General features: G+C 44.4%; 20 protein-coding genes and 1 pseudogene. 8 read left to right on the top strand and 13 right to left on the bottom strand.

What is annotated here, in order from left to right:
- Positions 1–2 precede the first annotated feature (2 nt).
- The 8 genes and pseudogenes from C1S74_RS22545 to C1S74_RS22515 all read right to left on the bottom strand — a co-directional run bounded on the left by C1S74_RS22545 (position 3) and on the right by C1S74_RS22515 (position 7,358).
- Positions 3–905, bottom strand: coding sequence for a homocysteine S-methyltransferase family protein (locus C1S74_RS22545; RefSeq protein ID WP_230677755.1), 903 nt, complete (start codon positions 903–905; stop codon positions 3–5).
- 167 nt (positions 906–1,072) lie between these two features.
- Positions 1,073–1,630, bottom strand: a complete 558-nt coding sequence (locus C1S74_RS22540) for a PhnA domain-containing protein (RefSeq protein ID WP_038870769.1) — start codon at positions 1,628–1,630, stop codon at positions 1,073–1,075.
- A gap of 280 nt (positions 1,631–1,910) precedes the next feature.
- Positions 1,911–2,120, bottom strand: a complete 210-nt coding sequence (locus C1S74_RS22535) for a YgdI/YgdR family lipoprotein (protein WP_005435119.1) — start codon at positions 2,118–2,120, stop codon at positions 1,911–1,913.
- A gap of 140 nt (positions 2,121–2,260) precedes the next feature.
- The gene (locus C1S74_RS22530; protein WP_231578923.1) at positions 2,261–3,091 is read right to left on the bottom strand and encodes an IS3 family transposase; all 831 of its coding nucleotides are present in this window, start codon (positions 3,089–3,091) and stop codon (positions 2,261–2,263) included.
- Entirely contained in the window at positions 2,994–3,263 is a 270-nt protein-coding gene (locus C1S74_RS26940) for a hypothetical protein (protein ID WP_231578925.1), read from the bottom strand. The genes C1S74_RS22530 and C1S74_RS26940 overlap by 98 nt, the downstream gene beginning before the upstream one ends.
- Positions 3,264–3,326: 63 nt before the next feature.
- Positions 3,327–3,404, bottom strand: a pseudogene (locus C1S74_RS26935) (helix-turn-helix domain-containing protein); the annotation flags it as partial.
- A gap of 281 nt (positions 3,405–3,685) precedes the next feature.
- Positions 3,686–6,094: a VolA/Pla-1 family phospholipase gene (locus tag C1S74_RS22520; protein ID WP_045401869.1), complete on the bottom strand. Its 2,409-nt coding sequence runs from the start codon at positions 6,092–6,094 to the stop codon at positions 3,686–3,688.
- A 22-nt stretch (positions 6,095–6,116) separates the two neighbouring features.
- Positions 6,117–7,358 (bottom strand): outer membrane protein transport protein, encoded by a 1,242-nt coding sequence (locus tag C1S74_RS22515; RefSeq protein WP_038870765.1) that lies wholly within the window; start codon positions 7,356–7,358, stop codon positions 6,117–6,119.
- Positions 7,359–7,769: 411 nt separating this feature from the next.
- On the opposite strand from C1S74_RS22515, the gene C1S74_RS22510 reads away from it, so the two are divergent.
- On the top strand, positions 7,770–8,798 hold the full coding sequence (locus C1S74_RS22510; RefSeq protein WP_042604196.1) for a site-2 protease family protein: 1,029 nt from the start codon (positions 7,770–7,772) through the stop codon (positions 8,796–8,798).
- Between the two features lie 156 nt (positions 8,799–8,954).
- Here the strand turns inward: C1S74_RS22510 and C1S74_RS22505 are convergent, their stop codons facing one another.
- On the bottom strand, positions 8,955–9,740 hold the full coding sequence (locus C1S74_RS22505) for a M48 family metallopeptidase (RefSeq protein ID WP_045401865.1): 786 nt from the start codon (positions 9,738–9,740) through the stop codon (positions 8,955–8,957).
- Positions 9,741–10,197: 457 nt separating this feature from the next.
- Here C1S74_RS22505 and C1S74_RS22500 point away from each other — a divergent pair, with 457 nt between their 5' ends.
- The 5 genes from C1S74_RS22500 (at position 10,198) to cutA (ending at position 13,246) form a co-directional block, all read left to right on the top strand.
- Positions 10,198–10,632, top strand: a complete 435-nt coding sequence (locus C1S74_RS22500; RefSeq protein WP_038870760.1) for a hotdog fold thioesterase — start codon at positions 10,198–10,200, stop codon at positions 10,630–10,632.
- A 17-nt stretch (positions 10,633–10,649) separates the two neighbouring features.
- Entirely contained in the window at positions 10,650–10,883 is a 234-nt protein-coding gene (locus C1S74_RS22495) for a DUF3389 domain-containing protein (RefSeq protein WP_045401863.1), read from the top strand.
- A 79-nt stretch (positions 10,884–10,962) separates the two neighbouring features.
- Positions 10,963–12,669 carry an SgrR family transcriptional regulator gene (locus C1S74_RS22490; protein WP_038870755.1) on the top strand — a complete coding sequence of 569 codons (1,707 nt, stop codon included), beginning with the start codon at positions 10,963–10,965 and terminating at the stop codon, positions 12,667–12,669.
- Positions 12,653–12,904, top strand: coding sequence for a hypothetical protein (locus tag C1S74_RS22485; protein ID WP_038870753.1), 252 nt, complete (start codon positions 12,653–12,655; stop codon positions 12,902–12,904). Before C1S74_RS22490 ends, C1S74_RS22485 begins: the two co-directional genes overlap by 17 nt.
- A gap of 9 nt (positions 12,905–12,913) precedes the next feature.
- The gene (gene cutA, locus C1S74_RS22480) at positions 12,914–13,246 is read left to right on the top strand and encodes a divalent-cation tolerance protein CutA (RefSeq protein WP_038877912.1); all 333 of its coding nucleotides are present in this window, start codon (positions 12,914–12,916) and stop codon (positions 13,244–13,246) included.
- Here the strand turns inward: cutA and C1S74_RS22475 are convergent.
- Positions 13,208–13,804, bottom strand: coding sequence for a DUF2238 domain-containing protein (locus tag C1S74_RS22475; protein ID WP_038870750.1), 597 nt, complete (start codon positions 13,802–13,804; stop codon positions 13,208–13,210). The genes cutA and C1S74_RS22475 overlap by 39 nt on opposite strands.
- A 222-nt stretch (positions 13,805–14,026) precedes the next feature.
- Here C1S74_RS22475 and C1S74_RS22470 point away from each other — a divergent pair, with 222 nt between their 5' ends.
- Together C1S74_RS22470 and C1S74_RS22465 are read left to right on the top strand one after the other, a co-directional pair.
- A complete protein-coding gene (locus tag C1S74_RS22470) occupies positions 14,027–14,866 on the top strand; it encodes an isopenicillin N synthase family dioxygenase (RefSeq protein ID WP_038870749.1) in 840 nt (279 codons plus the stop codon).
- A 112-nt stretch (positions 14,867–14,978) separates the two neighbouring features.
- A complete protein-coding gene (locus tag C1S74_RS22465; protein ID WP_045401861.1) occupies positions 14,979–15,599 on the top strand; it encodes a DNA-J related domain-containing protein in 621 nt (206 codons plus the stop codon).
- A gap of 84 nt (positions 15,600–15,683) precedes the next feature.
- On the opposite strand, the gene C1S74_RS22460 is transcribed toward C1S74_RS22465, so the two are convergent.
- The 3 genes from C1S74_RS22460 to fabV form a co-directional block, all read right to left on the bottom strand.
- The gene (locus C1S74_RS22460; RefSeq protein WP_045401858.1) at positions 15,684–17,339 is read right to left on the bottom strand and encodes an ABC-ATPase domain-containing protein; all 1,656 of its coding nucleotides are present in this window, start codon (positions 17,337–17,339) and stop codon (positions 15,684–15,686) included.
- Positions 17,340–17,411: 72 nt separating this feature from the next.
- Positions 17,412–19,322 (bottom strand): bifunctional diguanylate cyclase/phosphodiesterase, encoded by a 1,911-nt coding sequence (locus C1S74_RS22455; RefSeq protein ID WP_045401855.1) that lies wholly within the window; start codon positions 19,320–19,322, stop codon positions 17,412–17,414.
- Between the two features lie 191 nt (positions 19,323–19,513).
- Complete coding sequence (gene fabV, locus C1S74_RS22450) at positions 19,514–20,713, bottom strand: enoyl-ACP reductase FabV (RefSeq protein WP_045401853.1); 1,200 nt, start codon at positions 20,711–20,713, stop codon at positions 19,514–19,516.
- Between the last annotated feature and the right edge of the window lie 27 nt (positions 20,714–20,740).

The following is a 20,740-nucleotide window of genomic DNA, read 5'->3' as shown; positions in this document are numbered from 1 at the left end:
GTTTACACTGCGTTTTTCCAATCCACCAACGCTTTGATGTGTTCTGGGCCGATACCGCAGCATCCACCAATGACGGTTGCTCCTTTTGCATACCATTCTTTCGCAAATTCGACGTATTCTTTTGGAGTAAGTTCGCGCATGGATTGAAGTGCGCTATTTGCTTCATGATCAGATTTAATTGCAGTAAAGTTATTTGCATAAACGCCAATATCAATATTGCTCTTGTGTTTGTTTAAGATAGCGTTGGTGTCGCTGACCGCTTTTGCCATTACCTCTGGTACCGAACAGTTGAAGTATATACCACGTGTATTAACCGAAGCATTGGCCACCACTTGTTCAATGGCTTGCGTTACGGTTTCCCCGGAACGAAGGAGTGCGGTGCTTGACACGTCGTCGTTGAGAGAAAAGGCATAAACGACCGGTTTATTGCTGCTATTAAAGACGTTTTGCAAACAAGTGAGCTCCTCTAGGCTGCAGATCGTTTCCGCAATCCAGATCGCGACATAGTCATCTTGTGCTTTCAGTAACGTTTCGAAGATCTGTTCGCCTTGCTCTTTTTCAAATAGGTCAGGGCGATAGCTACCAAATGCGGGGGGAATACAGCCTGCGACGATAATGTCGTTTGGTGATTGATTTGCGCATTCTTGTGCAATCTGAGCCGCTTGACGAGCAAGCTCACTACCACGTTGTTCGTAGAGTGTTTCACCAAGATGAAACGGTACACAAGCATAACTATTGGCGATAATGATCTCCGCCCCAGCATTGATAAAGCTTTGATGCGCCTGATAGACGTACTCGGGAGATTCAATCAGAGCTTGAGCGCTCCATTGTGGCTGCGAGAAAGGTGCCCCAATGCGTTTGAGTTCACGGCCCATACCACCATCAAGAATGGTTAACTTCTTCATACAACAATCCATCTTAATTTGTTCCTTCTCGAACCATAATCGAAAATGCTTGAGAGCGAAAGCGAGGAATGACAGCGATAAAATAGATAAGTAGAAGAAAGCGGAAGTTAGAAACGAAAACGGGGTCCCAATTGGAACCCCGTTAAACTTCGAAAGTAATATCGAGATTACTTCTTACGGCAGTACTCAGCGATCACGTACATTGACTGACCGCCGTTTGCCTTACCTGAAACAAGTTTAGGATCATCACCAAGGCTGATACCACGAATAACAGTACCTTGTTTGATTACTTGGTTTGTACCTTTAACTGGTAGGTCTTTGATTACGGTTACGTCGTCACCTTTTTTAAGTTCAGTGCCGTTGCAGTCAACCGTTTTGTCGTCAGCAGACATACCTTTCATTGCCCAGTTCATTTGCTCTTCTTCCATGTACATCATGTCAAGAGCATCTTGAGCCCAGCTTTCAGAGTTTAGGCGAGTAAGTTGGCGCCATGCAGTGACTTGTACCGCAGGTACTTGGCTCCACATGCTGTCGTTTAGGCAGCGCCAGTGGTTAATGTCTTTAGGATCTTCGATCTCACCATGACACTTATCACAAACCATGATAGCAGTATCAACAGTCACGTTACCGTGTGGTGGAACAGCAAATGCTGTTAGTTGAGATTCAGAAGAACACAGTTCACATTTTGACTCGCAGCGAGCAAGCAAAGTAGCTTCGATAGACATAAGGACTCACCTTAGTAATGTTTTTTTGGTGGCGGTATTATCCACTTTATCCTGAGAAATAAAAGGGTGTTAGAGAATTAAAGGCGAGATTTTACAATATTCCAACCTGAAAGGAGTGAAGATGTAAAATATTCGCTAACCAAATAATAGTGAGAATATAAATAAGGGTGTTGATTGTTTTGAATGATGAATTAGTTGCATTGATAAAGGCTATTAGTTTCAAGTTGAGTTATTCAGAGTGAATGAGAAGTGCCCTCTGTTTTCCAGAGGGCACGGTGTTTTATCGTTCAATGATCTGTACAACTTGGTCTTTAGAAATGCTCATTTCTTTTCCATCTACGTCCTCATATTCGTACATACCAGTATCTTCATTGAGATCAGGCTTGCCGTAAGAGGTAATGATTTTCCCTTCATTCGTTGACATAAGATATTGGCTGCTACCGCAAGCGGCAAGAAGTAGTGCAGTGGCAATCACGGTCAATACGCGCATAGAGTTTTCCTTTTTAAACAAGTGAGTTAGACAAAGACATCGACTTAACTATAGCAGAGGAAATATGAGTGGGTTTGAATAGCACTGAAACGAAAAAGCCCAGTCGAAATGAAGTGACCCCATAGAGTTGGACATTTCTGTTAAGCGGCTTGTAAGGCCTGATTTCGATATTCAATCGGAGTCAGGCCTTTTAGTTTTGCCTTGATCCGTTTGGTGTTGTAATACTCGATGTATTCTTCAATTTGCTCTATAAGATCATTCGCGTCTTTGAAGGACTGATTATGGTACATCTCTGTCTTCAGCAGTGCGAAGAAGTTCTCAGCAACGGCATTGTCTAAACAGTTACCTTTTCTCGACATACTTTGCGTTAATCCACTGTCGACGACTTTTTTCTGATATGACCAATGACGATACTGCCAACCTTGATCACTATGTATAACCGGTTTTGAACCCCTATCTAGCTTCGAGAGCGCTTCCGTCAGCATATCAGTAACAAGAGGTAAGCGTGCATTCTTCGCCACTTTATAAGCGACTACTTCTTGAGTAAACAAATCAATGACTGGTGACAGGTAGACTTTCTGCTCTTTGACTTTGAACTCCGTGACATCGGTTACCCACTTCTCATCTGGCTTGGTCGCACTGAAATCTCTTTTCAAGACATTAGGCGCGACTTTTCCAGATTCACCTCGGTAAGAACGGTATTTCTTAGGTCTAACTGTCGACTTCAGGCCGAGTTGTATCATCAGCCGCTGAACGGTCTTGTGGTTTAGTATGACACCTTGGTTTTTCAACGCTAAGTGAATACGACGATAACCATACCGCCCCTTGTGCTCATGATAAATGGATTTTATTAACTCCCGCTCAGTCGCATAGTTATCGGAGCGCTTGCTCGCTTGCGCTTGATAATAAAACGCACTCCTCGCAAGTTGGAGTGCTTGGAGTAAGTGCTTTAAAGGGTATGTATTTCTCAGAGTTAGAGCTATTACCGTTTTTCTTTGTTTGACGGCGTTTCTTTTCCTGCGCTAACTCTTCCAACTTTTTTAGGACAGCATTCTCTGCTCTCAAGTAGGCGAGCTCTTCTTTCAGCTCCTCAAGAGTCTTTTCATCATCCGATTTTAGGGGATGTTGAGGTTGCTGTTTCATGGGAGGCCTTCCTATTGCTTGGCGCTCAAGCCCTTGAATACCTCGCTCTCTATATCTTTTGAGCCAGACGGAAAGTACCCCAGGAGTTGAGAGATTTAAGATGGCACTAGTGTGCGTGAGAGACCAGCTATTCGTCCACATTAAATTGAGTGCTTGTAGTTTAGTGTGAGCAGTCGAAGCGTAAGCCATCGATGTAAATGAATCAGTACCGTGAATGGCAAAGACTTGCGCCCAGTACCTGATTTGCCTCGAGGAAATGGAATATTGTTTGGCTAAAAGACGAGATGACACACCACCTAAGCACTGCTTGGCTAAGATGCACTTCAACTCACGACTATATTTGGACATGAAAGACCCCCAATAATTGGTGTCCAACTATTGGGGGGCAGTTCAAAACTGGGCTTTGGTATTGCTAAAGATACTTACTTAAGTACAGAGGTATTGGTGACACCTGTTAACATATCATCCATTAGGAAGTCAGCATTTTCCATCTGCATTTCTACATGATGGTCTAAGTCAGCCAGTGTTCCCCCTGGGGATGCAAACGTACTGTGTGTCGCTGTCGCATTAAATTGAACAAAGCTAGCAGAAGGAGATACCGCAGTATTTGCACTGTTCACAGTTGTTAGCCCAAGTTTAGCCGCAAGAGGTTCAGTACCCGCGAATGGTGCGTTTGCAACATTGTTTGGTACGGTATCGTCACCATCGACTTCTGTCATAAAGAATGGTGTTGATAGCGAACCTGAAGCCATTAGGTCACTCGCGTTAGTAAATGGATCAACCGTATCTAACGTCGTTTGTGCCGCATAGATAAAGCTAGAGAAGCCAGCGTTTAATTTAGCTAAGTCTTCAGCACTCGCGTTTGCTTCAAAAAACTCGTAACACTCTTTGTCTGGCTTTCCGGTACAAGATGCATCAGCGTAATCAGCGTAGTCTGCTGATGCTGCATAAGCTAAGTTGTGTTTGATCTGCGGGCCAAAGTTAGACGAACCAAGCAGTAGGTTACCAATTTGGCCACCTGCGTTTTGAATTGATGCGCCGCTGAATGTGTACAACGCGTCTGCCGTTGGGCTACCCAATGTGTTGTTCGCCGCTGCTACTGCAGAAGTACCGACGATACCACCAAGCGAATGGCCAAGCATTTTAACTTTTGAACCAGCCATTGGGTTGAAGCCGCTAAGTGGGCTGTTTGCTAATAAACCAGCTTGCGCAGAAACGACCAAGCTTGCTCGTAAACCCAGCACATCGAGCACGCTTTGGCGAAGGTTATCACGCGCCACTGCTAGGTTAGAAAGGTTCAGGTAAGCCAGTACATCTGCGTTGGCAGAGCGTTGGTCATCTAGACTACGAGTACCATGGATTGGTAGATCGATTGCAATAACAGCAACACCTGCTTTAACCATATTAAACGCAAAAGAGTACGCATTTTCTTTAGCTGATGTAATACCGTGTTGGTAAATCACGACATCTGTAGGTGTGCCAGTTTGCGGTGTAAACAACAAGAACTCGACGTCTTCGAGTGATTTAACCACTGGTACAGGTGAATAACGAGTGATAATACGGTCGCTATCCAGTTGTGTTCCGTCCGTTAGATACAGAGTCGAACCAACAAGCTTTAACTGCTCTGTCGGGTCCGTAGCTAACTTAGTGACATCTACAGGATCATCGGCAAATACACCAGTAGAAAGCTGTTGAACCATATTCGCCTGTTCGCCTTCATCCGCTAGTGCAGCACTGACTTTAGCAAGGCTAGGCATTGCAGAAACCATTGGTTGCATGTTCCAGTCAGCGCCTTTCTCTAGATAATGAGGCAGTTTTGCAACACCTTGCGTTACATTGACCGCCACGTTAGCGCCAGCATATAAGCCTTTGATTGCTGTTTTAGCTGCATCCAGATCACTAACGTACTTGTTAAAGTCTTCATCAGCGTCAAGTGCTGTAATAAAGTCTTGTGTCGTCCCCATTGTCAGAGTGTATGCGGTAGAAAGGTCAATGGCACCTTCATTTGCGTCGTTTTTGTACACAGTATTTAACGTATTAGCACCAGTAGCAAAACCGGTTGCCGTGACGCCTTTCACTGCAGCAAGCGTATCGCCTACAGATTGTGTGCTAAACCATGATGAGTAAACAATATCAGCAGGGTTGACACTTGCGAGCCCGAAAATACCCTCTACTGCTGTTGTGGCTGCCTGTACTGAAGCTAAGTCACCAGTCTCATAAACGATCTCTTTCGTTTTACCTGTCGCGTAGCTTCCTGATGTACCAATTGGATTTCCGTTTACGTCTTGAATCGCTTGAGTTACCGCGAAGATGTATTCGCCAGATTCGTCCAAAGAGTTCATAAACTGAATGTAGAGAGAATTGCCGCTCGCTTGTACAATGTAGTCAGTACCCAGCGTAAGTACTTTTTCGATTGGGTTTGAAGCGCCATCCCAATCGGTAAGACGTTGGTTTATTTTAATAACGCTGATACCAGAAGTAACAAGGCCGTCAGCAAAACCATCGCCATTGAAGTTAAGAACGATTGGCATAGACGTTGACCAACCATCCATTGTGTTCATGGCAGCTAGGGGATTGGTTAATGCATCGTCCCCGCCTGTTGGAAGGCCAAGCGTTCCGTCTGTGCTATCCATCAATAAGTAAGATGGCGCAGGAACGTCTGCATCTGCACCTTGCAATGTAAAGCTAATCGATGTGTTGCGGTCAAGTAGCGCTTGTACTTCGGGCTCAAACGTCGGTGTATCTGATGTACCAGAGCTCGATGTATTGTCACCACAACCTGCAAGTAGGATTGCAGAACAAAGCAGTGATAGTTTAAACGTATGTTTCATTGGTTTACTCCGTTAATCCTAATTACTTGAACGTGTAGTTCATTTGTACAGCACTGATGTAGGCCGTACCTTCTGAATCAAATGTGATCTCTTGATCCGCGGCGTTGGTTTCAGTAAACGAGCCAGACTTACTCTTGACGAAAGCAAAACCTGCATCGAAGGTTAGGTTTTCTTTCATTGCATAAGTCACGCCTGCGCTGTACCAAAAACGGTCGCTATCAGGGATACTCAATGTGGCTTCACCGGCTTGCTCGTCATAGGCGATACCCGCGCGAAGTGTCCATTGGTTGTTCAGAGTGTATGTACCACCGAAGGAGTAACGGTTGTTGTCTTCGTATTTTTCAGGTTTGAAGAAGCACACTCCACCAGCACAATCTTTACTGGTTGCTTTTAATTCTTTAAATGTGCTCCAGTCCGTTTGTTGCCAGCCGTAGTGGATCGCCCACGTTTCGTTTAACTGATGGAATGCTGAAAGTTCGATAATAGACGGAAGAGAAATCTGCAGACGGCCATCTACTTTTGCAGCGTTGGCGACACCAGAGTCATAGCTGCTGAATTCACCTTCATCAAAGTCAAGGTCCACTTTAGAACGGTAACCAAAGCCAAAGCGGTTGTTTTCATTCAGCTCGTATAAAGCGCCAATGTTCCAACCCCAAGCAAACGTGTCGCCTTCCATACCAATGAGGTTGTCTGACTTCTTGCTGTCAGGGCCAAATAGCGGAGCAAGTGCACCTTTGTGGCGAGTTAACTCTGCGTGTGCGTATACCAAGTTAATACCACCACCCACGCTGAATTGCTCGTTAATGCGATAAGCGATATTAGGGTTTAGGTTGACGGAAAGTAGGGAGGTATCGCCCGCCATATCACCGGCAGAGATATCATCTGGGTAATCAGTCGCAACACCATAGGTAGTGAACATACCAATACCCCAAGCCCATTGATCATTGATTGGGCTGATGTAGTAACCCGCTGGAACGATTTGTAGCGGTGCCACGTCGTCAGCGTGCTCTTTATGGTAAGTGTCGTAGACGTTAACTTCAGGGTCGACAATAGACAGCGCACCTGAAAATTGAGCTTCTTTAAAAAGTGTCATCGCAGCTGGGTTACGCGCTAATACGCTTGCATTATCCGCAACCGCGCCTTCACCTGAAAATGCTCTACCAAGACCAGATGCCGAGTGCTCAGCAACCTGAAAGCCCGCCGATTGGGCATTACACGCAAACAATATTGAAATTGTAAGCAGAGAGCAGTGCTTCTTGTTCATCCTTGACCCTCCTAGGGTGTCATTATGTTAGACCGAAGTCTTTGTAATTGTTGTGTAGCGATTACACCAGCTGTTGTCGGTTCGAATTACAACTGCGATGTAACGATAATGTTAATTGTATGTTTATTAACTTGTCAAAGATCATACCTATATTACGTTTTAAATTTGATGCATAGGTCAAATGGCATTTAGTAAGGCCATGTATTATGGTGATATTTTTATAACAAATGGTACGACCAGAGTTTTTTTGTAAATCTGATGGTTAAATGATAGTCAAACACTAGTTGTTAACATGCTTTTCGTTCGATTCCTTTACAGGCATAATCCGCACTTCGTGTTTATCGCATTGGGAATAGCGTGGAATTACTACACATTGAATTTCTTGGGAGACCATTGAGATTAGAAGGGTCAATGGCTGGATGGCAGCAGTTGTTTTGGGATAACACTTTGGTATCGCAAATTGATGCCAGTGAGGATGATTCAGGCAAAACCTCACATCAATTTAAGCTTTCTTCAGCGGAAGAGATCTTATCTTGCCAACTCGACTGTGAGCTAAATTGGCAACCGTTTGATTTCAAATATCAAGCGTTTGTCGACGATGTTTTGGTTACCGAAGGGACAAGAAACGAAAAAGACATTGAGCGTCAGATACCGGTTGAAGCGCCGCCAACCGAAAAGCGTTTTAGTTTAATCGGTATGGTGTCACTGGGGATGAAAGCACTGAAGAGTGCGAAAGTCATCAAGGTCGCGCTTGCGTCGGCAAGTCTAGCAGCGTACTCCTGGTTATTTTCCATTGAGTTTGCTTTGGCATTGTTGGCGTGTCTTGTTTTTCACGAGTACGGGCACATTAAGGCGATGAAGTACTTCGGCATGAAGACCAAAGGAATTTATCTCATCCCGTTTCTTGGTGGTTTAGCGCTGAGTGATGAAAAGATAAATACTCGATGGCAAGACGTGGTTATTTCCATAATGGGGCCGTTCTTTGGCTTGGTGCTTAGTATCATTTTCACCGTTCTTTACTGGATGACTGGAGAAATGATCTTCGCAGGGTTGGCGGTGTTTAATGCACTGTTAAACCTTTTCAACCTATTGCCGATTCTACCTTTAGATGGTGGTCACGTCTTAAAAAGCATTACCTTTTCAATGAACACTTGGGTCGGGCTTGTCGGTAGTATTCTTGCAGCATTGTTTGGAATCTATATCAGTTACACGTTTGGTTTAACGTTATTAGGGTTTCTATTAATGATGGGCATGCTAGAAGTGGTAATGGAATGGCGAACGCGACATCATAGCCACTTATTGCCGTTAACTCGTTATGGCCAACTGTTCTCGTTTGCATGGTACTTAGTATCCGTCGGTGGCTTTGTGGCGATCATTTGGTACTTTGCTGGGTTAGGAGATAGCTTACTCAGTTTGCCATTGCAAATTCTGGGCACCTAATTTTCGCTCTCGAGCTGACCAATCTCGTCTGAAGCAGGGGCCATAAAGACAAGAACTAAAAAGAAAGCTCCGGTAGGTTTTAGCCTAACGGAGCTTTCGTGTTTTTGGTGTTAGATTAATTATGTATTTTTACGTAATACAACCTAAAACATTAAATTACCCGCACTTCGGAGCTTTCACGGTAGAAGCTGGCAAGGTTTTAATGGTGGCCTGCAAATCTCTGATACGAGTGTTATGCGATGGGTGAGTTGAGAAGAACTCAGGTGGTTGCGCGCCACCGGCTTTGCCCATATTTTGCCAAAGATCGACGCTCTGATTCGGGTCGAATCCCGCCTTTGTCATAAAGCCAAGGCCAACAATATCCGCTTCCGACTCTTGAGTTCTACCATAAGGAAGAATCACACCATACTGAACACCAACACCTAATGCCGCCATGGTCATTTGTTGGTATTGCTTGTATTCAGAGGCGCCGATTGCAACATTAGCAAGGGACAACCCTGCGTTGGCGAGTTGGCTTTGAGAGAGGCGTTCGTTACTGTGATCCGCTAGGACGTGAGCAACCTCGTGGCCAATAACGGTTGCTAGTTGGTCTTGGTTTTTAGCGACTTTCAACAGTCCTGTGTATACGCCAATTTTGCCGCCGGGTAACGCAAAGGCGTTCACTTGGTCACTATCAAAGACAACCACTTCCCAATCTTTAAACCCAGCTTGTGGCGGAATGGTATCAGTGATTTGTTTGGCAACACATTGAACGTATGCATTGGTTTTCTTGTCTTTGCTGATCGGGATCTCTTTCTTCATTTGATCAAACGATTTTGCACCAAGTGAAGACATTTCTTGATCAGAAAACATTAAAATCTGATTGCGGCCAGTAGGGGAAGAACTGCACGCTGTTAAGCCAGCTATAGTGAAAAGCACTGATGCTTTAATCCATGTTCTCATAGTGGGGTCCATATAAATATTTTTTGTTTTGTACCAATAGTATAACGCTTAGTAAAGAAACTTTAAGCCATTATACCCAAGTGACTTCAAGATGTAGGATTCAGAGCGTTGTCATTGAGTCGAGTTCAAGGAAAACAACGCAGCGTAATAGCCAGCTCTTTCCAAGTTGTTTGACGCAGCAATCGGGTCAATGACAAGCTCCCGAAGGGCGAGTTGCCTTGGCTTGCATACTTTGTTGCCGATTCTTGATTTAGACCCACTAGACCTTTAAATCGGCGCCGCGTCTACAAACCAAGTCATTCTCGCTGAACCTAGCATCTCGACGTTACTTGGGTATATGTTGATCACGTTGAACGATGTGTTTCGTCTTGAAGTGATGTTACGATCGGGACTATCCTAGAGGCACTTCAAATCGAGATTGCCAGTGGTTGTAACTGGTTAGAATAAGAGCGAAAACATGAGTATTTGGAAAAAGCCAATGAGCTTGGAGGTTCTTAACGCTACGTCTAAGAACACCATGATGGAACATCTGCAAATCGTCTATACCGACTTCACTGACGACTCGCTTACCGCGACCATGCCTGTGTGCAGCTTTACTCATCAGCCATTAGGGATGCTTCATGGTGGTGCATCGGTTGTGTTAGCAGAAACGTTAGGCTCACTTGCCGCTAATTTCTGTGTGGGCGAAGGCAGTTACTGCGTTGGCTTAGACATTAATGCCAACCATGTGCGTGCGATGAGAAGCGGTTACGTTATTGGGACGGCCACACCAGTGCATTTAGGCGTATCTACACAAGTTTGGCAGATCAATATTACCGACGAACGAGAACGTTTGGTTTGCACCAGTCGTTTGACCATTGCAGTCAAACATCAAAAAGAAAAGACAGCGTAATTCTACGAAGGTAAGGCATGGTTATCGAATTTTCTCTGGGTAAGATCATCGCAACCCAACGTGAAATTGTCATCAAGTTAACCGGTTCGGGTATGGTGACAATGCAAGCCCAAATTGATGCAATTCAATTGCTTGGTCGTGGCGCGAATGTGGTGTTAGCACATGGCGCAGAAACAAAATGGTCGATCAAACTCGACGATGAAGATCAATTACGCCAAGTAGCGCAAGAAATTGGTATCGACATTCAATAATTTCACTTACGAGGTTTGCACTTTTTGCAAAAAATGAGGAAACTTAGTTTATCGCAATGAAAACTAAAATTTCCTCTTTATGAGCAGTCCTCGTTTACGTGTTCAATTCGAAACACTGTTTGAAAAATTTTCTGGTAATGACACGGAAGTTCAACTCGAAGACATTACCGAAGCGCTCTTTTGTACTCGACGTAATGCCCGAATCGTTCTCAATAAATTAGAGGAAGAAGGGTGGATTGAGTGGCATCCTGCCGCTGGTCGAGGAAAACTCTCTAAACTTGTCTTTAAACGTAATCGCAGTGACGTGAGTGAAAACTTGGCTCGTCGTTATCTTGATGAAGGAAAAATCGGGCAAGCTTTAGAAGCGTTAGACAATGATGCCGCCAAACTGACTCAAGTAATCCAAGGCTACCTTGGTTTGCAGCACCGTCAGGGTGAGCAAGTCGTCCGTTTGCCTTACTATCGGCCATTAGCCATGTTGAATCCTCAGAAACCGATGCGTCGGTCTGAGCAACATATTGCCCGACAAGTATTCAGCGGTTTGACTAAGCTCGACGACAACGAACAACTGCAGCCGGATTTGGCGCACTATTGGGAAGCGCTATCCGATACCCATTGGCGTTTTTATTTGCGCCGAGGTGTTCGTTTCCATAATGGAGAGTTGCTCACGACGGACTGTGTCATTGAAAGCATTTCTGCATTGAGTGGCTTGAATCTGTTTTCTCATATAGAAAAAGTGATTTCACCAGAACCGTGGACGGTGGACATCCATCTTGTACGTCCTGATAAGTATTTGCCCCTCGCGTTGAGTGAGTCTCAGGCGAAAGTCCTGCTTCCCAAGACGCTTCGCTCAGAAGAGTTTGATCGAAAACCCGTTGGTACAGGTCCATTTCAAGTCAAAGTAAACGATGACAAACGACTGATATTAACAGCGTTTGACGGTTATTTTGGACTACGTCCGCTACTTGACCAAGTCGAAGTCTGGGTGATTGATGAAGCGTACTCTTCGATGGTTTACCCAAGCTTGTCAAAACCACAAATGGACAAACAAGCCTCCACCGATGAAGTCGAACTGGACCCGGGCTGTACCTTTTTACTACTCAATAAAAACAAAGGGATAGCGAAAGACCCACGTTGGGCAGAGTTCCTAAGTCAGGTATTGAACAGTTATCAAATTTACTCTCTTGTGCCACAAGATAAGGTCATCGAACTCGGAGTGCTTCAAGCATTTGGATTAAAACCTGGTTGGATAGATCTTAAGCCCACAATGGGAGGTGATGCGCCTCAAAAAGAGAAAACGATTTGTGTTGCTTATCAGAAAAAACACCCAATGTTTCCGGTCATCGGGAAGGCCATTAAAACACTGTTAAAGCCGCATGGTATCGATGTAGATTTCATTCGCTATGATACTCAGCCGCCTTCCCCAGAAGAAGTGGATATTTGGATTAAAGCCATGGGTATTGCCACTAATCGCAATGACGCACTAGCAGGTTGGCTACTAGACTACAGTGATATCGATAAATTTAGCGCAGGGTACGACTTTTCTGGATGGGCAACGCTGGTGGATCAGTGGCGAGCAGGGCAACACAATGATTTTCCTGCACGAGAGCTTGGTCGACAATTAGTGAAAAGTTGCCAAGTCATCCCGATGTTCCACTGTTGGCTTGGCGTAAACAAAGACCACAGTGGCGCATTACAAAACGCCAAATGCAACGCACTAGGCTGGTTCGACTTTAGCAATGTATGGGTAAAACCAGAAATAGAGAAAAATGGCGAAACCGAATAAAAAACAACCGACAAAAACCGTCGAAATATACTGCGCAAAATGCAAAGCTCAGCTGTTTAAATACCGTAAAGGAGGAAAGGGTGCTTTGGTCAAATGTTTTAAAGAACGTATTGTAGAAGACTTCACTAAAGTGCCTTGTGTTTGTCCGGGTTGCGAGCAAGAGTTTGCACGAGATACGTTGGTAAGAGGAACGCCGGCCTTCAAGATGATTGGCGGCAAGGTCACGATGAAATAAGAGTCAGTTATGAGCGAACAACATGATTACTGCATGGTACTGAGTACAGCGGGTACACAACAAAACCGAGATGAAATTATCAAAGGTCTACTAGAGGCTAAACTCGCGGCGTGCATTCAAACTATGCCAATAGAAAGTCATTATGTGTGGAAAGGGGAAATTTGCAGCGATAACGAATGGCTCATGGTGATTAAGACGCGGCGTGATTTGTATGCATTAGTGGAAGACAAAATAAAAGACCTGCACGAATATGAAGTTGCTCAAATCGTACAGGTCCCAATTGTCGAAGGGTTTAATCCGTATTTAGAATGGCTTCGCCAATCGACGTTGAGTTGTCAGTAATAACAAAGAAACTATCGCACCCATGGTGTCGCACAACATGTCTTTCTGGGCGTCCCAAATATCGCCCTGTGATCCCAGAAAGGCAATGCCTTCATCTCCACCCGCAATCGCGGCGTACCACCATTCAATGATCTCGTAGCCAGCCGCTAACGACATGATTGCAAACAGAGCAAACCAAGAAGCGAAGCTTGCGCTGATTTTCTTTTTATTAATCAGATATTCAGCGATTGGGTATGCGTATAAGCCAATAGAAAAGTGCGCGACTCGGTCGAAGTTGTTGCGCTCAGACCCAATCAAATTGTTAAACCAGTCAAAGGGGACTTCTGCGAACGTGTATTTTGCGCCAATGGTGTGTAAGCAAAGCCAAATGAACATCAATACGTAAGCGGTGTTACTGAATTGGTAACGAATAGACAGTGCCCAAATCGCGATGAGAATACCAATGGCTGGTACGATTTCGGCGAACCACACCGCTCGAGAGCTCGGCTCTAACGCTGAAAACAGAAATACGACGGCATAGAAAATGGTTAAACCCAATAAGGTAGAAGTATTCTTCATAGAGAAATTGATCCTTCAATTAAATACTGACGTTATGATTACACTTAATTGAACGCTGTGCAATTGTTTGTTTTATCAAAATAATGATTACTGTTTTTGTTGATATATTGGCAAACTGCTCAACAATAAAACGTTTGCGCGGAAACATTTCATTAAAGTTTGATTTACAACATGCCCATCCATAGAATTCACGACTCAGTCTAATAAAAAAGAACTAAAGTCATGAAACTGGAAACTGTCGATTATCTTGCTGACGATGCTGCTCAACAGTTCGTCACCTCACTACGTGAAACTGGGTTCGGTGTATTAAAAAACCACCCAATCCCACAAGAGCTGGTCGAGTCAATTTACAAAAACTGGTACGAGTTTTTCAGCTCAGCGCAAAAAAACGATTTCCAATTTAATGTTGAAACACAAGACGGTTATTTTCCACCTTCCGTTTCTGAAGTTGCGAAAGGCCACAGCGTAAAAGACATCAAAGAGTACTTCCATGTATACCCATGGGGTCAGATCCCTGTGCAGCTAGAAAAAGAAATCTTAGAGTATTACGAACGTGCGAACGCATTTGCTCAAGAATTACTTGGCTGGGTAGAAGAGTACGCACCGAAAGAGGTTCAAGAGAAGTTTTCTATTGCGCTGTCTGAAATGATCAACAATAGCGACAAAACATTGCTACGCGTTTTGCATTACCCACCAATGACGGGTGAAGAAGAACCGGGAGCAATTCGCGCTGCGGCTCATGAAGACATCAACTTACTCACGGTGCTGCCTGCGGCAAATGAGCCGGGCTTGCAAGTTAAGAGCAAAGAAGGTGATTGGTTAGATGTGCCTTGTGACTTTGGTAATATGATCATCAACATTGGTGACATGCTACAAGAAGCATCAGGGGGTTACTTCCCATCAACGACGCACCGAGTCATCAACCCAACGGGGGGGCGTCAAGAGAACTCCCGCATTTCTTTGCCGTTATTCCTCCATCCAAAGCCTGATACAGTGCTTTCGGAACGTTACACAGCACATAGTTACCTGATGGAACGACTACGAGAACTCGGCGTTATTTAAATCAATGAGATCTTCGTTCAAAAGGCCGACCGTTTCTTACTGTCGGCCTTTTTGTGTTTATGGTACAAATTGACTAGCTTTAGAGAATACACCGTGAAAACAAAGAGGATGCATGGACGAACAACATGACGTTTGCCAACGTGGTCATCATGATATGGAAAACCCATTGTTATGGCCGATTCTCGAAATCCTCAAAAAGAAACCTTCAGGCTGGAAAGTGCATACTCTAGCTCATGAATTGAGTGAGCATGGTTACATTGCCCAATTAGACTCATCTCCAGATAAAGATCTCTTCAAACGTAACTTCTTGTTGATGAATGCGCTCTTTCAATTACAAGAAACGTTATATCCAGAAGGTTGGCTGCAAGTTGAAGCCATGGACATGGTGTTAATGTCCTCATTAGAAGCTACGCGCCATACTATCGATACGACGAATCCGTTACGAGAATACTACCTCGACTGGAGTAATTATGAAGCCAACGAAGGAGAGGTACGCCGATTGCTGAATGACTTTTGGAATCGCTATCAACACTTCATTGGTGGCTCATCCAGTTCTTGTATTGATAGGTCCAAAGCGTTGAGTCTGTTTGAGTTAGGGCGCGACGCGACAAGAGTGGAGATCCGTAAGCAATGGCGAAAATTAGCGTTGCGTTGGCATCCAGATAGAGAAAACGGCAGCGCAGAACGCTTTCGTGTGCTGTGTGATGCGTGGAACGTATTAAGAAACGGATAGTTAACTAGAAAACAGTTGAACATAAAAAGGCAGCGATGAAACGCTGCCTTATTTAATTCTTCTTTAGGTTCTTGAACGATAGAATCAGTTGGTTGGCTTAAACTGAGATTTACGCATGCGGTTTAACGCTGCCATTACGTCAAGTGTACGTGGCTTAGCTAGATCGCCTTGCTTAGGTAAGTTTGCGTGCCATTCGCCAACTAGCATGTCATCAATCTCTTTCGCAGGGTTGTTACACCAACCTGGAAGTTGCGCTAACTGGAACCACAGCCAGCCAATGGTGTTCACTTCATCCGCGGATTCTAGTTGCTCCAAAGCACTTAAATCAGCGAACTCTTTACCGAAGCGAAGTGAATCTTTGCCTTTTGCATTTACGCGGAATTTGCCATCCATCAAAATGTTCATTAACGCGACACGATTAAGTGCACGCGGACGGAACGTTTGCAGAGGCTCTTCAGATTCGTTATGACGCTGAGTAGGGTGCTGAGCTATCACTTGTTTGGCTTTTTCTGTCACGTTAACCGCTTGGTAATCGTGCATTTGAATGACGGTGTCTGCAACGTCTAAGTAATCACCAGACCCCCCCATAACAATAATGGTTGATATCTGCAGCTCATTACGTAATTGGCCAATGCGATCCACAAGGGGAGTAATTGGCTCATCACCTTTTGCAACCAATGCCTGCATACGCTCATCACGGATCATAAAGTTAGTCGCTGACGTATCTTCATCAATAAGCAGTGAGCTTGCACCGGCTTCAATTGACTCTTGCAACCAAGCGGCTTGAGAGGTTGAGCCAGATGCATCTTGAGTAGAAAAGTCGGCGGTATCTTTGCTCCTTGGTAAGTGGTTGATGTAGTTCGACAAGTTCAAGTGATGAACACAACGGCCGTCTTCTGCACGAATCTTCATCGCGTTTGCATCGGTAACAATGTACTCACGGCCATCACCTGGAATGTGGTCGTAAATAGAACGCTCAATTGCATTCAATAACGTTGATTTACCATGGAAGCCACCACCAACGATCAATGTAATTCCTTTTGGAATACCTAGGCCTGTTACGTAGCCTTTGTTAGGGGCGTGGAGTGTAACTTGAAGGTCTTCAGGGGCTTTGAATTCGACCGCTTCTTTCATTGGTAGATCGCAGTTACCTGCGATACGAGGAAGAATGCTTCCATTCGCAACGAAAGCTACGAGATTGTTCACTTCCAACTGTTCACGCAGCGCCGCTTGATCTTCCACCACTTGGCAGTGCTCTAACAAGGCTTCTTTGTCTAGCTCACGTTCCAGCGTTGCACGGCGGATGAATTTTGGTAGATGGAAAGTCAGAATGTTATTGGCTTTTTTACCAAGCACTTGACGTCCTTCCGCAGGAAGGTTCACGCGGAAACGTAATTCAATACCTTCTTCAGTAAAAAGGACTGCCGTGTTGTCTAGCACGGTCTGGCCGCTTAGCGAGATAGTTACCGTATTCTCTTGTTTCGCAAATTGCTCAAAGCTTCGTGCAATGAAATCACGCGCTGCACGTTGGAAAGCTGGAGATTCATCTTTTAGCCATTCAAGGCCAGTGAGTGACCAAGCACGAGTTGCACGCAAGCGAGAAGCAGAAGCGTATGGGTCGCCTTGTACATGATCAATGTACAGATTGAAATCATCGAAGTCGTATTGACCTTTGATTTGCTGGTAAGCGCGGTAGTTCTGCTTTTCGATTTTTTTTAGCGTGGCAGTCAACTGATCCATGAAGATATTGGCCTTTTTATTGGAAGCGGGCGGCGATTATAGAAACCACCGCAAGCAGAGTAAAGCAAATGCTTAGGAAGAATAGGTGTATTGACCACCCAAGAGGTTTTGATTAAACAAACTTTGCTCAAATTCGTTACAAGGCATAGGCTTGCCATAAAGAAACCCTTGCCCAATGTCGCAGCCTTCGCCAATTAAAAATTGTTCTTGCTGGGCGGACTCAATGCCTTCTATGACGACTTGTAACTCCAACTTTTTAGCGATGTGTATGATAGAACAAATAATGGCACGGTCATCATCGGACTTATCCATTTGCTGAACAAAGCTTTTATCGATTTTAATCGCATCAAACGGGTATTTCTTTAGGTAACTGAACGACGCGTATCCTGTTCCAAAATCATCAAGTGACAATGTCACGCCTAAGTTGTGGAGTTTATTCAATGTATTACGAGCAACAACCTCATCAGCAATGAGAGCGCTTTCGGTGACTTCAAGTTCTAGAAAGTGAGCGGGCAGATGGAAGGTTTCAAGTAAGTGTTCAATTTGTTCCGCAAAGTTGACGTTCTGCAATTGTATGGGTGATACGTTAACGGCAATCTTAAAGTTATCCACTAACTCAGACCATTGTTTAGCTTTATCGATGGCGGTGCGTAGCACAAACGAACCGACTTCAAATATCAAACCATTTTGTTCTGCCATATGAATGAGAGCCTCATTCGAAACATCGCCTAATACTGGATGACGCCAGCGCAGTAAGGCTTCGGCACCGATCCACTTGTGAGTATGGGGCAGTACTTTGGGTTGAAAATAAAGCATTAAGTCGTCGTTTCTGACTGCTTGGAGTAGGTAGCTTTCTAGTTGGTTATGGTTATTGAGTTCTTGTGTATGGCTTTCGCAGAAGTAACTGTAGGGTTCACCTGACTCTTTACAGAGCAGCATCGCGTAGCAAGCGTTTTGTAGCAGTTGTTTGGAATGGCTGTTTCTGTGCGCTTGAACAACCCCAATGTAAGAGTGTAAATGGACCTCGGTATCTTCGATGTAGAAATTACCAACACTTACATGTGTGATATCTTCTAGCAGTTTCTGGACTTTGTTTTCGACATCTTCTCCCGATACGACAATCACAAGGTCATTGGAACTCGGTCGACCCGTGACAAAATAACTGGTTTCGTTATGGCCTAAGCGAAAGCGAAATTCTTTGAGTACTTCATCAAAACCTTCAAAGCCAAATTTTGTCTGTATGCTACGTGCGTTGCTGAATCCTACGTTAATCACGGCAAGCGCTTCATGTTCATGATTCAATGCTTCTAACGTGCTATCGAGGACTTTCTCTAATGCGGAACGGTTTAAAAAGCCTGTACCTTGGTCGTGTGTTTTTTGGTAACTCACTTGCTTTTCTGCGGCTTTACGACGGTCGATTTCTTTGGTTAAGGAATAGCTGAGTTGGGCTAGGTCGGTGGTGCGAGTTTCGACTCGGTTTTTAAGTTCACTGTTTAGTCTCATCAGCTTGTGTTGTTGAAAAACCACCGCGAGCTGCGCTTCGATGGACTCTTTGAAAGTATTTAGAAGCTTCCGATAAGTTGCGTTGTATTGATTTTCTTTGGAGTCGAGCATGCAGATCGTTCCAAATGTTTCCCCATTTGGCCAGTAAAGGGGCAAGCCGCAGTAGGAAATCATACCAAGCTTAATATCAGGATTATTTTTCCATTCGTCATCGAGCAAAGCGTTGGGCACCATGAGCTCCCTTTTGTGTTCAATGACATGTTCGCAATAGAGGCCGTGTCCAAGTCCTTCTTTATCACCGACTTTGTAAGGGTTATTTTGTGTCTCGCTTGCGGTGTTGACTTCGATATGGTTAGGGTGGATGCGCATGATGAGTGTGGTCGGAACATTAGCAATTTGCGCGAGAAGGTTGACGATGTTTTGCCAACTTTTCTGCATGGACTCTGGGATCTTATAATCTAAAGTTTGCAATGTTCCCATAAGGTATCCTTCCCGAACGTTCACTTCCTGTGAATAGAGGTTTTGTTTTTATTCTTGTGCTGAGGCTGCTATTTAACCACTCGTTAAGATTAAGTATAGGGGTGGGAGATTTCGAAACAAAAAAAAGTCCTGAAAACCGTTCAGGACTTTGAATTACTTGGCACTATCTCACCTATGAGACAAGCTGTTGGCTATGGCTTGAGTGCTTTTAATGTTTTTAAAGAGATGTCTTGTGAGTAATCCACGCCTTCAAAGTTAAACCCGTTCAGCTTCATGAACTCATCTTTGAAGCCTTCATAATCGCCAAGCTCTTTAAAATTGTCTGCATTCATTTGCTCAAGGATGGCAGAGACCTCTTGTTGAACTTGTGGATCTAACTCAAGATCATCAATACGGATCAAGCGTTCACCATCGACGGGTACTTTTTCTTGGTCATACAACTTAGTTGTGAATAAACGTTGCATTTGCTCAATACATCGTTCATGTGTGCCTTTTTCTTTCATCACGCGATAAAGCGCCAGTAGATAAGGGCTCAACGCCGGTATGAATACACTCGCTTTGGTCACTAAAGCTTTACACACCGTCGCGTGAGCACTACCGCCGAAGTTAGCCATTTTCAAATTCAACGAATGGCTGGTTTGGTGTAAGTCTACCTTTGCTCGGCCCAACGTACCGTCAAGGTAGATAGGGTGAGTTACTTCTGGGCCCATGTAAGAGAAAGCAATGGTTTTACAGCCTTCAGCAACCGATTCTGAGTTGATTAAAGCATCAATCCAACTTTCCCAGTCATCACCGCCCATGACTTTGATGGTCGCAGCCGCTTCTTCTTCGGTTGCTGGTTCAAGTGACGATTCAACCCATTGATCGTTCTCTAGCATAATTGAAGCGCCAGTGACTGACTCGCCGATAGGTTTGATAACACTGCGCCAAAACTCTTCTGAATTCGGCATAGGACGAACACCCGTTGCCAAGCTGTAAATAACTAAGTCAACTTCACCTTCAAAGTAGGTTTCAATCGCTTCAATCACTTGATTACGGACCGTATCCGAAAAGGCATCGCCAACGATGTTGATGGCTGTACGGCCATGATGTATTGCTTCTTCTTTAAAGAAGATATTGTTGTACCAACCTGCGCTACCAACCCCTTTGTCTGACGGGCCGCGTTCAAAAGATACGCCAATTGTGTCAGCTTCTGCGCCACCAAAGGTTAGGGCGATACGAGCGGCCAATCCAAAGCCGGAGGAAGCACCAATGATCAAAACCCGCTTTGGGCCTTTTTTGATTTGTGGCGCTTGTTTTACGAAATCAATTTGCTCTTTGATGGAAGCACGGCAACCATATGGATGCGACGAACGAGCTACAACACCTTGAATTAACGGTTCTATTTGCATTTTTATTATGTGACCTTGGTGAATAAG

It is taken from the genome of Vibrio hyugaensis, from assembly GCF_002906655.1.
Lineage (GTDB): Bacteria > Pseudomonadota > Gammaproteobacteria > Enterobacterales > Vibrionaceae > Vibrio > Vibrio hyugaensis.
Note: the sequence above shows the minus strand (reverse complement) of the source record. Positions and strands in the feature narration are given on the sequence as shown.